We start from the raw sequence: 12,901 nt of genomic DNA, 5'->3' as shown, positions 1-12,901 counted from the left end.
GCTTCACTCCGACGGGTGACGAGAACCCGCGTAATGCCCGGCCGGGACCTCCCTCTCCCTCCTGACGCGACCGCGTCGACGAGAGAGGGAGGTCTTCTCATGGCTGGGGCGAAGTCGGCGGCCGAGTGGCTGGCATCCGTCGCACCCGATCCCGGGGCCTGCCGCTGGGAGTGGGAGCGGGGCCCCTTGGGGGTCGCGCTGCTGCCGGCGGGCAGGGCCTGGGACGTGCTCATCCTGCCGGGCGCGCTCGGCTGCCCCACGCTCGATGTGCTCACCCGCATCCTCGACCGGCCCGGACCGGTGCTGGTCGACGTCGGGGACGACCGCATCGGTTTCTTCGTACCGCCCGGCACGGCCGCCAACTGGCTCGGCACCGGCATCCGCACGGCGGGCGCGGGTACCTGGGTCGTCGTCCCCCACCCGGGCCGCTGCACCGGCACGGTCCGCTGGCTCGTCCCCCCGGACGGCACGGGCACGCTGACGGACCCGGCCCTGCTGGAACTGGCCATGCACGAGGCGGCGGCGGGGCCGGCGGGAGGAGCGCCCTGAAGGGGCGCGGGGACCTGCGCGACCAGCCACGACGGCGCGGCACCGAAACACCGGACCGCTTACTCCCCAGACGTCGCCTTCAACGCCAGCCACAGCTCCATCCGCACGTCCGGGTCGTCCAGAGAACGCCCGAGGATCTCCTCGACCCGCCGCATGCGGTAGCGCAGCGTGTGCCGGTGGACGCCCAGGTCGGCCGCCGCCGCGTCCCACTGCCCGTGCCGGGACAGCCAGGCGCGCAGGGAGGCCACGAGGTCGCCGCGGCCGGTCGCGTCGTGCTCGCGCAGCGCCCGCAGCAGCCCGTCCGCGAACGCCTTCACCGCGTCGTCCGCGAGCAGCGGCAGCACCGACCCCGCCGCCAGCCGCTCGTGCTCGACGAGGACCCGGCCGCGGCGCCGGGCCACCGACAGCGCCTGGTCGGCCTGGCGGTAGGCCGCTGCCGCAGCGATCGGACCGGCGGGCGCCGACAGGCCGACGACCGGTTCCTCGTCCGCGCGCTCCCCGCCCTCGGCGCGGTCCGCCTCCAGCGCCGCCGCGTACCGGTCGACCGCCGCGACCGCGCCGCCCCCGTCGGCCGCGAGCACCACGAGCCGCCCGCCCTCGGGCACCACCAGCACGGCCTCGCCGGACCGGGCGGCGGCGGACTCGACCACCTCGGTGAGACCGCCGAGAGGGTCCCCGTCCGTCTCGGCCCCCGAGGGCCCGGCCGGACCGGGTTCCGCCACGATCACCCGGAACGGGGCGTCCAGCAGCGCGCCGTACAGATCGCCGGCGACCGCCCGGGCGTGGTCCGGCTCGCCCGCCAGGAGCATCCGCAGCACCGCCGTGCCGATGCGCTGCTCGGCCGCCTGGAGGGACCGGGAGCGCTCCGTGGTGAGGGTGAGCAGGGCGATCGCCGAGTGCACGGCGTACCGCTCCGCCGTGCCGAGGGCGGCCGCCGTGCCGACGGCCAGCACGGCGCGCGGGCGGCGGCCGGTGCCCAGGGTGTGCAGCTCGATCCGGTCGGTGTTCTCGGCGCCCTCGCCGCCGTCGGCCGGACCGGCCCCGCCGACCACCGCCGAGGCGGGCGCCGGGCGCTCGCGCAGCCGCTCCACGTCCGCCGTGAGCCGCGCGGCCCGCCGGCCCGCCCACTCGGGGGCGGCGGCGGCGACGGCGCCCGAGGCGTCGTAGAGCGCCGCCCAGCCGTCGACCTGTGCGGCGAGCGCGGACAGCAGCCCCTCCGGGCCGTCCGTCAGCGCCTGCTTCGTCAGCTCCCGCTGCGCGGCGAACCCGTCCGTCACCGCCCGGTACTGATCGGCCGCGATGGCCGCCGACACCGCCTTGCTGATCGCGAGGAACGGGGTGCGGCGCGGCACCTCCAGCAGCGGCAGGCCCGCCTCCTCGGCCGCGTCCACGAGCGCCTCGGGCACCTCGTCGTAGGTGACGCCGACCGCGAAGCCGAGCCCCACCACCCCGGCCCCGACCAGACGCTTCACATAGCGCCGCATGGCCTCGGGGTCCTCCGCGTCCAGCTTCACGGCGGTGATCAGCAGCAGCTCCCCGCCCTCCATGTACGGCACGGGGTCGGCCAGTTCGCTGACGTGCGCCCAGCGCACCGGCACGTCCAGACGGTCCCCGCCCGCCCGCACGGTCAGCTTCAGCGCGGAATGGTGGACGAGCGAGGCGAGCGTGGGAGGCATGGGGGCCTTCAGACGGGGAGGGACCGGGGGCGACGGAGAAGTGATCCTTGGCCGCTTCGTATGAGGGGCCTGTGCCGATTCTGCCTCACTGTACGGTCCCCCGTACGTCCCTTCAGCCCCTCAGATCGACCAGCAGCGGTGGCGTGTGCTCGCCGCCGACGCTCGTCAGGGACAGCACCGCGTGGCCAGGCGGCACCTCGTGCGCCAGCTGGGACGCCGACCAGCGCTCCCGCTCGACCTGGCGCACGGTCACCGCGTCCGTGGTCACCGCCTTGCCGGTCACCAGCTTGCGCAGGGCGTGGATGGCCCGGGTCATCGGCTGGTCGGCGAAGACGGTGTGCCGGGCGACCTCCGTGGTCTCCACCCACTCGGTGCCCCAGGTCTGCGCGAACCGGCCGCCGTCCCAGGTGGTGATCCCGGAGAACGCCATCCGGCAGCCCACCGCCGCGTACAGCGGCCCGTGCAGCGCCTCCGGCACGTCCGCCACCGAGCGCAGCGCGAGGACCACGCCCGCGTTCTGCGAGCGCAGCCGCTGGATGCCGCGCACCGAGCCGGCGGTCACCGTGCCGGTGGCGTCGTCCAGGACCAGACAGGCGAAGTGCGCCCGCCGCCCCTCCCGTACGACGGTCCGGAACTGGGCGAGGAGCAGCCGGGTGAGCAGCCGGCCCGCCTCCTCGTGGCCCCGCTCGGGCAGGTCGACGCGGACCCGCAGCGGATGGTGGGCGACCGCGCGCAGCGAGAACGCGCGGTGGCCGTCGTCGTCGCCGTAGCCGCCGCCGAAGAACCCGGCGAACACGGGCCGGTTCAGCAGCGCGAGCCGGTCGGCCAGGACGCGGCCCGGGTCACCCGGTGTCCCCGTCTGGCGGATCCGCGCCTGAAGTTCCCGGCGCATCACCTCGTCCCCGGCCACCGCGTCCCGCAGCGCGCCCAGCGCACCCGGCTCGCCCTCCAGCAGTTCGCGCAGGTCGGCGAGGGCCGGGAAGCGGCCGTGCGCGGCCCGGTAGGGGCCCAGCAACTGGGCGAGCGCGGTCGCCGCGCTCTGCCCGCCCACCGTGTCCAGGTCGCCGACCAGCGCCTCGGCGAGGATCGCGGCCGCCTCGTCGGGGTCGTCGGACTCGGCGTAGGGGTCCAGGTCGTACACCGAGGACGGGTCGCCGATCCGGACGATCACGTCGTAGGAGGAGTCGGCGCCCAGCGGGCCGCCGCCGGGGGAGGAGACCGCGACGACCGCGCAGCCGCCGGTCAGCGCCTGGAGGGCCAGGGACTCCGTCAGCGGTTCGACCAGGGTGCGGGTCTTGCCGGAGCCGGACGGGCCGATCGCGAGCAGCGAGGTGCCCAGCACGTCCGGGCCGAGCGCGGCGCCCGCGTCGTGGTAGGCGGCCGGGGCGCGCTCGCCGGCCACCCAGCGGCCGATGCGCACCTGACCGGCGAGCAGGTCGTGGCGGGCGGCGCGGCGGGGCAGGTCACGGGCGCCGGAGGGGTGGACCCAGGCGGCCCCGCCCTGGCGCAGCACGGTCTCCCGGAACTCCGGCAGCCTTACCGTCCACGCCCGCCGCACCCGGGCGCAGTCCACGTCGTTCATCCGTCCGGCGGCCACCTCACCGGTCAGCAGCTCGGCGGCCTCGACCTGCCCGGCGTCCCGCAGCTCGGGCCACTGGGCGGGCGGCCGGACGGCGGTGGGCGCGGCGGCCTTCGGGTTCCCGCGGGCGGCGAGTCGTTCCTTCAGGTACGGCCACCAGCCGCCGGCCAGCGCGAACGGCCACACCACGAGCAGCGTGATCACCGCGTACAGGGTGTCCGTGAACAGGACGGAGGCGAACAGCTCGTAGCTCCCGCTGATCAGGACGATCAGCGAGAACAGCGGGTCGACGACCGGCAGCGCGTCCCAGCCGACCCCGAAGGCGCCGGGGAACACGAAACTGAGGGCGGCCAGCGCGCAGAGCAGCGCGAGCAGGGCGCGCGCGGGCTGCGGGCGCCGGCCCACGAAGTGCCGCAGCGCCTGCGGCCAGCCGCCCAGCCGGCCCATGGTGAACAGCAGGACCGCGAGGAAGACGCCGTCGTAGACCACCCGGGCCTCGGCGCCCTCGTTGGTCTTCGGCGAGGCGATCGTGCCGCCCCACCACCAGTCGCCCGGCGTGAACAGCCGCAGCAGCGTGAACTGGTACGGCAGGCTGCCGCGCCGCCACAGCGACCACAGCACCAGCGCCACCACCAGCGGCACCAGCATCCCGATCACCGTCACCGGCGCCAGCCGCTCCACCGCCCGATCCCCCTTCGGGGGCCGGTACCCGAACCGCCAGATGCCGGGCTTCGCGGCCGGCCGGGGCTCGTCCAGCCAGCTCCCCACGGCCGACGCGGACGGCGGGGCCACGGGCCGCGGCGGCACCGCCGGAGGTCCCGCCGGGCGCGGCACAGGATTCGCATGCGTGCCGCGCGCGTCCCGCATCCCGTCGCTGTCCATCGCCCTTGCCCCCTGACCAGCCGCTCCGTCCACCATCAGCGGTCAATCTAACGCTCCCGCAAGGGGAGTTCACCGCATACGGGGCCGGACCGCACGGATCGCCGCACAGCCGCCACTGTCCACGGCGGACAACCGGCCCCGCCGACAACGCCCACATGGAGCATGCCGACCCTCCGTTCCCCGCCCTAGCCTGCGAGAAAGGAAACGACGAAGGACCGCGTCCGCGCACCGCGTGCGTGAAAACCCCCAGGAGCCCGACATGACCGCCCTTCCGCAGGAGCGCCGGATCGTCACCGCCATCCCCGGCCCGAAGTCGCAGGAGCTGCAGTCCCGCCGCCTCGCCGCGGTCGCTCAGGGCGTCGGCTCCGTGCTGCCGGTCTTCACGGCGCGCGCGGGCGGCGGCATCATCGAGGACGTCGACGGCAACCGGCTGATCGACTTCGGCTCCGGCATCGCCGTGACCAGCGTCGGTGCCTCCGCAGAGGCCGTCGTACGCCGCGCGTCCGCGCAGCTCGCCGACTTCACCCACACCTGTTTCATGGTGACCCCGTACGAGGGGTACGTGGAGGTCGCCGAGGCGCTGGCCGAGCTGACCCCCGGCGACCACGCCAAGAAGTCGGCCCTCTTCAACAGCGGCGCCGAGGCCGTCGAGAACGCCGTCAAGATCGCCCGCGCCTACACCAAGCGCCAGGCGGTCGTCGTCTTCGACCACGGCTACCACGGCCGCACCAACCTCACCATGGCGCTGACGGCGAAGAACATGCCGTACAAGCACGGCTTCGGTCCCTTCGCGCCCGAGGTCTACCGGGTCCCCGTCGCCTACGGCTACCGCTGGCCGACCGGCCCGGAGAACGCCGGTCCCGAGGCCGCCGCGCAGGCCATCGACCAGATCACCAAGCAGGTCGGTCCGGACAACGTGGCCGCGATCATCATCGAGCCGGTCCTCGGCGAGGGCGGCTTCATCGAGCCCGCGAAGGGCTTCCTGCCGGCGATCCGCCAGTTCGCCGCCGACAACGGCATCGTCTTCGTCGCCGACGAGATCCAGTCCGGCTTCTGCCGCACCGGCCAGTGGTTCGCCTGCGAGGACGAGGGCATCGTCCCGGACCTGATCACCACCGCCAAGGGCATCGCGGGCGGTCTGCCGCTCGCCGCCGTCACCGGCCGCGCCGAGATCATGGACGCCGCGCACGCGGGCGGCCTGGGCGGCACCTACGGCGGCAACCCGGTCGCCTGCGCGGGCGCGCTCGGCTCCATCGAGACGATGAAGGAGCTCGACCTCAACGCCCGGGCGAAGGCGATCGAGGCGACGATGAAGGCCCGGCTGTCGGCCATGGCCGAGAAGTACGAGGTCATCGGTGACATCCGCGGCCGCGGCGCGATGATCGCCATCGAGCTGGTCAAGGACCGGGCCACGAAGGAGCCGAACCCCGAGGCCACGGGCGCCCTCGCCAAGGCCTGCCACCAGGCGGGCCTGCTGGTCCTGACCTGCGGCACCTACGGCAACGTCCTGCGCTTCCTGCCGCCGCTGGTCATCGGCGAGGACCTGCTGAACGAGGGCCTCGACATCATCGAGCAGGGCCTGGCCGGGCTCTGACGCACAGCCGTTCCCCAGGGACGGCAGGCGGTGTGAAGAAGGTGTGCGGGGAGCATGGCGGGTCGTGCATCGGGCTGTCGTACCGCCCGTCACTGCCGTACGTTCTTCCCAGATGAGAGATACACCCGCCCGCAGGTGACTGCGGGCGGACTCCAGGCCGGGGCCTCCCCAGCTTCGACCTGGTCGTGCCCTCGCGCACACAACAGGAGCCCCAGGGCTCCGCATCTCCTCACCGATCGGACGGTCGCCCGCCCCAAACCCCCCGGGGCGGCCGGCACTCCGATCCGGACGGCCACCTCGGAACCATCCCCCCTGTTCCGGGGTGGCCGACCTCCTTTCCGCCGGTCGCCGCAGCGTTTCGCAGCCCGCAGCAGTTCGTGCTGAGAGGCTGTACCCCATGGCCATCAGCCCTCACCAGCAGACCGAGGACGGCAGTCCCACGGCCCCCGCCACCGCCCCGAGAGGGCCTTTCGGCCTGTGGGGCCTCCTCCTCGCCCTCCCCGCGCTGCTCCTCGCCCTGATCACCTGGCAGGTGATCGCCGAAGGCCCCCTCCTCGCCCTCGACGCCCGTCTCAGCGACGCCCTGCGCCACCCGGACCGCTTCTCCGAGCTGCTGTCCGACCTGGGGAACGTGCAGGTCGCGGTGCCCGTGCTGGTGCTGGTGGCGGTGTACGTCGCCCTGCACGGCCAGTGGGAGGGCCGGCCGCGCTGGTGGCTGCCGCCGGTGGCCGCCCTGGTCGTGCTGACGCTGGTGCCGCTGATCGTCGTCCCCCTGAAGGAGTGGACCGCGCGCCCCGGCACCCCCGCCGTGCCGCCCGCCACCGGCTACTACCCGTCGGGACACACGGCCACGGCCGCCGTCGCCTACGGCAGCGCGGTGATGATCCTGCTCCCGTGGCTGCGTACGGCCCTGGCCCGCCGCCTGGCGGTCGCCACGGCCGCCCTGCTCGTCCTCGCCGTCTCCTACGGGCTGGTCCGGCACGGCTACCACTGGCCGCTGGACGTACTGGCGAGCTGGTGCCTGTGCACGACACTGCTCACCACGCTCGGACTCTTCCTGCGCACGGCGCCCTCCGCCGACCACGCGGCATACCCACCCCGCACGGCCGACGCCGCCGCGGGTGCGGCTGGTCCGGCCCGCGCCGCCACTTCCGAGGGCGCCCCTGGCCCGGCCCGCGCCGTCGCTTCCGCCCGCGCGGCGGGTCCGGCCTGTGCTGCCGATGCCGACGGCGCGGCGGGTCCGGCGCGCGCGGCCGGTCCGACCTGTGCTGCCGGTCCTGCCCGCTCCGTCGGTCCCGAGAATCTCGCTGGTCCGGCCCGTGCCGCCGATTCCGACGGCGCGGCGGGTCCGGCCCATGTCGCCGATCCCGACCCTGCCACCGGTTCCGCCAGCTCCGCCGGTTGCGAGGGTGCCGCTGGTCCGGCCCGTGCCGCCGGTTCCGAGCGCGCTGCTGGTCCCGCGCGTGGCCCCGGTTCCGACGGCGCTGCCGACCCCGCCCGTCCCGACCGCTCCGTCGGGCCCGAGCGTGCCCCTGGTTCGGCCTGCGTCGCCGATTCCGACGGCGCGGCGGGTCCGGCCCATGTCGCCGATCCCGACCCTGCCACCGGTTCCGCCAGCTCCGCCGGTTGCGAGGGTGCCGCTGGTCCGGCCCCTGCCGCCGATTCCGACCGCGCTGCTGGTCCCGCGCGTGGCCCCGGTTCCGACGGCGCTGCCGACCCCGCCCGTCCCGACCGCTCCGTCGGGCCCGAGCGTGCCCCTGGTTCGGCCTGCGTCGCCGATTCCGACGGCGCGGCGGGTCCGGCCCGTGCCGCCGATTCCGACCGCGCTGCCGGGCCCGAGCGTGCCCCCGGTCCCGGCCCCGCCACCGACCCCGCCCGTCCCGACCGCTCCGCGGGTCCTGCCCGCTCCGCCAGGCCCGAGCGCGTCATCGGTCCCGATCGTCCTGCCCGCTCCGCCGAGCCCGGCCGTGTCGCTCGTCCCGACCGTGCCAAACCGTAGTACGCCGACCGTCCACCCGTACGACTCGGACAAGCGCTCCCGTGGCCCGGCGCGCCTACCGTGGAGGGCGCAGACCCCAGCACACAGCTCACCCCCATGCGGAAGGGCCGGTAACGCCACTATGACTGCCACCCACGCCTTCTGGCTCGCCGGCCGCCAGGCCCACGGCGAGGACAGCTTCGACGTCACCTCCCCGTGGGACGGACGGCTCGTCGCCAGGGTCGGCGTGCCGACGGACGCCCAGGTCGAGGAGGCCGTGGCCGCCGCCTACGCGGTGCGCGAGGAGTACGCCGCCACCCCCGCCCACGTCCGCGCCGCCGCCCTCGACCACGTCAGCAAGCGGCTCGCCGAGCGCACCGAGGAGATCGCCCGGCTGATCTCCGCCGAGAACGGCAAGCCGATCAAGTGGGCCCGGGGCGAGGTCGGCCGGGCCGTCTCCGTGTTCCGGTTCGCGGCCGAGGAGGCCCGCCGCTTCAACAGCGGCGAGGCCCAGCGGCTCGACACCGACCTCGGCGGCCAGGGCCGGCTGGCGCTCACCCGCCGTTTCCCGAAGGGTGTCGTGCTCGGCATCGCGCCGTTCAACTTCCCGCTGAACCTGTGCGCCCACAAGGTCGCCCCGGCGATCGCGGCCGGTGCGCCGATCATCCTCAAGCCGGCCCCCGCGACCCCGCTGTCCGGCCTGGTCATCGGTGAGCTGCTGGCCGAGACGGACCTGCCGGCCGGCTCCTGGTCGATCCTGCCGGTCTCCAACGACCGCATGCCCGCCCTCGTCCAGGACGAGCGACTGCCGGTCATCTCCTTCACGGGCTCCGAGACCGTCGGTTACGCGATCATGGACTCGGTGCCGCGCAAGCACTGCACCCTGGAGCTGGGCGGCAACGGCGCGGCGGTCGTCCTCGGCGACTACGCCTCCGACGCCGACCTGGACTGGGCCGCGACCCGGATCGCCACCTTCTCCAACTACCAGGGCGGCCAGTCCTGCATCTCGGTGCAGCGGGTCATCGCCGACGCCTCCGTCTACGACCGCCTCCTCCCGCGGATCGTCGCGGCCGTGGAGGCCCAGGTCACCGGCGACCCCTCCGACCCCACGACCGACGTCGGCCCGCTGGTGAGCGAGGACGCGGCCAAGCGGGTGGAGACCTGGGTGGACGAGGCCGTCGCCGCGGGCGCCTCCCTGCTCGCCGGCGGCAAGCGCGACGGTGCCTCCTATGCGCCGACCGTCCTCACCGACGTACCGGCCGACACCAAGATCGCCTGCGAGGAGGTCTTCGGGCCGGTCCTCACCGTGCAGAAGGCGGACGGCGAGGCCGCGGCCTTCGCGGCGGTCAACTCCTCCAAGTACGGCCTCCAGGCGGGCGTGTTCACCCACGACCTGCAGGCCGCCTTCCGCGCCCACCGCGCGCTGGAGGTCGGCGGCGTCGTCATTGGTGACGTCCCCTCCTACCGCGCCGACCAGATGCCGTACGGCGGTGCCAAGCAGTCCGGCGTCGGCCGTGAGGGCGTGAAGTTCGCGATGGACGACTACACCTACGAGCGCGTCCTGGTCCTGACGGGCCTCGCGCTGTAGCGGCCCCCGGCCACGCGCCCGACTCTCCCTAGCTAACGGGAATCATTTTCATATAGGCTCCCCGAAGGGGTCCGGCACCGCTGCCTTCCGGTGCCGGACCCCTTCCTGCCGTCGGCCTGTTCCGGACCCTCAACCGGAGAAGCCGACGTGCGCGAGCCGCAGCGGGCCGCGCAGCCTGAGGTGCAGATCGTGCACGCCGTCGGCGGCGAACGGCGCCTCGACGGTGACGTAGTCGTACGGCCCCGCCGTGGGCGTCCCGAGCGTCAGCACGGCGGTGGACCCCCCGCCTCCCAGCGACAGCTCGACCGCGCCCGCCCCGGCCACCGTCACCGTCGCCCCCGTCGTCCCGGTCCCGAAGTCGCAGGCCCGGTAGACCAGTTCGGCCGAGCCCCCGCCGACCGGCGTCACCGCGTCGCCCGCCACCCGGGTCAGATCGACGATCTCGGTACCGCTCTGCTCGTCGAAGTCGGCGGCCGGCACCCCGAGCCGACGGGCCGGACGGGCCACGGCCGCCTCACCGTCGAGCACGAGCGTCCCGCGCAGCCGGACGTCCTCGCTGGAGCCGCCGACCAGCAGGTCGTACGGGCCCGGCTCCACCCGCCAGGCCCGCCGCGCCACGTCCCAGAACGCGAACGCGGAGAGCGGCACGTCGAAGGCCACGGCCGCCGTCGCGCCGGGCGCGAGCGTGATCCGGCGGTGGTCGAGCAGCTCGCGGCGCGGCCGGGGCACCGACGGGTCCACGGCCCGGGTGTAGAGCTGGGCCACCTCGTCGGCGGTCATGTCCCCGGTGTTGGTCACCGAGAAGGCGATCCGCGCCCGTTCCCCCTCCTCGTCCGGCTCCACCTTCAGGTCGGCGTAGGAGAAGGAGGCGTACGACAGCCCGTGCCCGAACGGGAAGAGCGGTCTGCCCTCGAAGTACAGATAGGTCTGGCGGGACCCGATCACGTCGTAGTCCAGCAGGTCGGGGAGATCGGCGTCGTCGGCGTACCAGGTCTGGGGGAGCCGGCCGGCGGGGGAGACGTCACCGGCCAGCACCCGGGCGAGGGCGGTGCCGCCGGCCTGTCCGCCGTGCGCCGTCCACAGCACCGCGCCGAGCCGGCCCGGCTCCACCGCGTACGGGTACGACGACACCAGTGCCAGCACCGTCCGCACGCCCGAGGCCCGGGCGGCAGCCAGGATCCGCTCCTGGTGCGCGGGCAGCGCCAGGGTCGTACGGTCCTCGGTCTCACGGCCGCCCACATGCGGGTCGTTGCCCGCCACGACCACCACGACGTCCGCCCGGCCCGCGGCCCGCGCCACCGCCTCCTCGCCGCGCTCGACCATCACCACCTCGAAGACCGCGGCCTCGGCGCCGTCCCCGGCAACCCGGACGCCGTCGGCGGCGACACCCACCGGGCGATCCGTTCCCAGGTGCCGCAGGAGGTGACCGTGCGCGTGGGGCTCCAGCCGGAACGCCTCCTGCACGATCCAGCCGCCCGGCTGGTCGGCGGAGGCACGCAGCAGACCGTCCGCGGCGACCGAGAGGTACCGGCCGTCGGGAGCGCGCAGGGTCAGCACCCCCGCGCCCCAGTCGACGAGCGCGAGTTCCGTGCCGGTGTCGTCCACGGTCAGCGGCGGCAGGTCGGTGCGGCCCGCGAGCAGCGCCGGGTCCAGGGCGCCCGCGGCGCCGCGCACCGCGTCGGCGGCCTCGGGCGCGGCCGGGACCTTCAGGAACGTTCCCGCGGAGGTCCTCAGCAGGACCCGGTCCACCCCCTCCGCGAACTCCACGCGCTCCGCGCCGAACCGCTCGTACAGTCCCTCCAGCGGGGTGGAGCGGTGGATCAGGGTGCCGCTGTACCAGTCGAGCTTGCACTCGTCGGCGAGCAGGCCCACGACCGCGATCCGGGTGCCGGCCGCCAGCGGCAGGACCCCGTCGTTGCGCAGCAGGACGATCGCCTGCTCGGCGGCCTCCAGGGCGAGTGCGCGATGGGCCGGGGTGTCGAACTCCCCGGTGCCCGCGTGCGGGTCGTGGTCCGGGTCGAACTCGCCCAGCCGGAAACGCACCGAGAGCTGACGGCGGACCGCGGTGTCGAGGTCCGCCTCCGTCAGCAGGCCCCGCTCCAGTGCCCCCCGGATCCGCGCGACGATCTCCGTACGGTCGGTGCCGTGGTCGGTGAAGCTGTCCACGCCCGCCCGGAGGGCGGCCGCCGTCGCTTCCTCGTGGGTGTCGAAGTAGTGCTCGGAGTCGACCAGGTTGGAGGGGGCTCCCGCGTCCGAGCAGACCAGCAGCTCCTCGGCCGTCCACGTGCGCAGCTCCTCGCGCAGATACGGGGAGACATGGTTGGGGCGGCCGTTGACCAGGTTGTAGGCCGGCATCACCCCGGCCACCGCGCCCGCCTCGACGGTCTCCTTGAAGGCGCGCAGATCGTACTCGTACAGGACGCGCGGGCGGACCGAGGAGGAGGTGACGTCCCGGCCCGTCTCGTTGTTGTGGGCCAGCCAGTGCTTGAGGACCGGGGCCGTGCGCCAGTACGTCGGGTGGTCGCCGCGCAGACCCCGGGTGTACGCGGTGGCGATCGCCGAGGTCAGCTTCGGGTCCTCGGAGTAGCCCTCCTCGTTGCGGCCCCACAGGGGGTGGCGCAGCAGGTTCACCGTGGGCGACCACACGTTCAGGCCCACCCGGTCGTCGCGGGCGCGCATCGCCCGGACCTCCCTGGACACCGCCTCGCCGACCCGCCGTACCAGATCCGTGTTCCAGGTCGCCCCCAGTCCGACGGCCTGCGGGAACACCGTGGCCGGTCCCATCCACGCCACGCCGTGCAGGGCCTCCTGGCCGGTGCGGAACGCGGCGACGCCGAGCCGCTCCACGGCGGGCCCGAACTGGTGCAGGAAGGCGACCTTCTCGTCCGGGGCGAGACGCGCCAGCAGATCGTCGATGCGCTTCGCGAACGGCAGCCGGGGATCGCGGAAAGGCGGCGTGGGGGGCGCGGGTGCGGTCACGTGGAATCCCTTTGCGATGGAGCGGAGGAGACGCTTTCGAAGCGCTTCGATGCTCATTCGGCGGACCGCCGAGTGT

General features: G+C 74.7%; 7 protein-coding genes. 4 read left to right on the top strand and 3 right to left on the bottom strand.

What is annotated here, in order from left to right:
* Positions 1–99: 99 nt before the first annotated feature.
* On the top strand, positions 100–549 hold the full coding sequence (locus U5640_RS10895) for a hypothetical protein (protein ID WP_340375589.1): 450 nt from the start codon (positions 100–102) through the stop codon (positions 547–549).
* A 59-nt stretch (positions 550–608) separates the two neighbouring features.
* On the opposite strand, the gene U5640_RS10890 is transcribed toward U5640_RS10895, so the two are convergent.
* Together U5640_RS10890 and U5640_RS10885 are read right to left on the bottom strand one after the other, a co-directional pair.
* Positions 609–2,225, bottom strand: coding sequence for a PucR family transcriptional regulator (locus U5640_RS10890; RefSeq protein ID WP_340375588.1), 1,617 nt, complete (start codon positions 2,223–2,225; stop codon positions 609–611).
* Positions 2,226–2,337: 112 nt separating this feature from the next.
* Positions 2,338–4,686, bottom strand: coding sequence for an ATP/GTP-binding protein (locus U5640_RS10885; RefSeq protein WP_340375587.1), 2,349 nt, complete (start codon positions 4,684–4,686; stop codon positions 2,338–2,340).
* Between the two features lie 259 nt (positions 4,687–4,945).
* Between U5640_RS10885 and gabT the strand changes: the two genes are divergently transcribed.
* The 3 genes from gabT (at position 4,946) to U5640_RS10870 (ending at position 9,846) form a co-directional block, all read left to right on the top strand.
* On the top strand, positions 4,946–6,280 hold the full coding sequence (gene gabT, locus U5640_RS10880) for a 4-aminobutyrate--2-oxoglutarate transaminase (RefSeq protein WP_340375586.1): 1,335 nt from the start codon (positions 4,946–4,948) through the stop codon (positions 6,278–6,280).
* A 397-nt stretch (positions 6,281–6,677) separates the two neighbouring features.
* Positions 6,678–8,279, top strand: coding sequence for a phosphatase PAP2 family protein (locus U5640_RS10875; protein ID WP_340375585.1), 1,602 nt, complete (start codon positions 6,678–6,680; stop codon positions 8,277–8,279).
* Positions 8,280–8,400: 121 nt separating this feature from the next.
* The gene (locus tag U5640_RS10870; protein ID WP_340375584.1) at positions 8,401–9,846 is read left to right on the top strand and encodes an aldehyde dehydrogenase family protein; all 1,446 of its coding nucleotides are present in this window, start codon (positions 8,401–8,403) and stop codon (positions 9,844–9,846) included.
* A gap of 129 nt (positions 9,847–9,975) precedes the next feature.
* Here U5640_RS10870 and U5640_RS10865 read toward each other — a convergent pair whose 3' ends face one another.
* Complete coding sequence (locus U5640_RS10865) at positions 9,976–12,825, bottom strand: glycoside hydrolase family 3 C-terminal domain-containing protein (RefSeq protein ID WP_340375583.1); 2,850 nt, start codon at positions 12,823–12,825, stop codon at positions 9,976–9,978.
* Between the last annotated feature and the right edge of the window lie 76 nt (positions 12,826–12,901).

Origin of the sequence: Streptomyces sp. SS7, from assembly GCF_037993025.1 — a bacterium.
Lineage (GTDB): Bacteria > Actinomycetota > Actinomycetes > Streptomycetales > Streptomycetaceae > Streptomyces.
Note: the sequence above shows the minus strand (reverse complement) of the source record. Positions and strands in the feature narration are given on the sequence as shown.

Excerpts from the sequence above, each read along its gene's own strand:
- U5640_RS10885 (WP_340375587.1), bottom strand. The coding sequence starts at position 4,686 with ATGGACAGCGACGGGATGCGGGACGCGCGCGGCACGCATGCGAATCCT.
- U5640_RS10895 (WP_340375589.1), top strand. The coding sequence starts at position 100 with ATGGCTGGGGCGAAGTCGGCGGCCGAGTGGCTGGCATCCGTCGCACCC.
- U5640_RS10890 (WP_340375588.1), bottom strand. The coding sequence starts at position 2,225 with ATGCCTCCCACGCTCGCCTCGCTCGTCCACCATTCCGCGCTGAAGCTG.
- gabT (WP_340375586.1), top strand. The coding sequence starts at position 4,946 with ATGACCGCCCTTCCGCAGGAGCGCCGGATCGTCACCGCCATCCCCGGC.
- U5640_RS10870 (WP_340375584.1), top strand. The coding sequence starts at position 8,401 with ATGACTGCCACCCACGCCTTCTGGCTCGCCGGCCGCCAGGCCCACGGC.
- U5640_RS10875 (WP_340375585.1), top strand. The coding sequence starts at position 6,678 with ATGGCCATCAGCCCTCACCAGCAGACCGAGGACGGCAGTCCCACGGCC.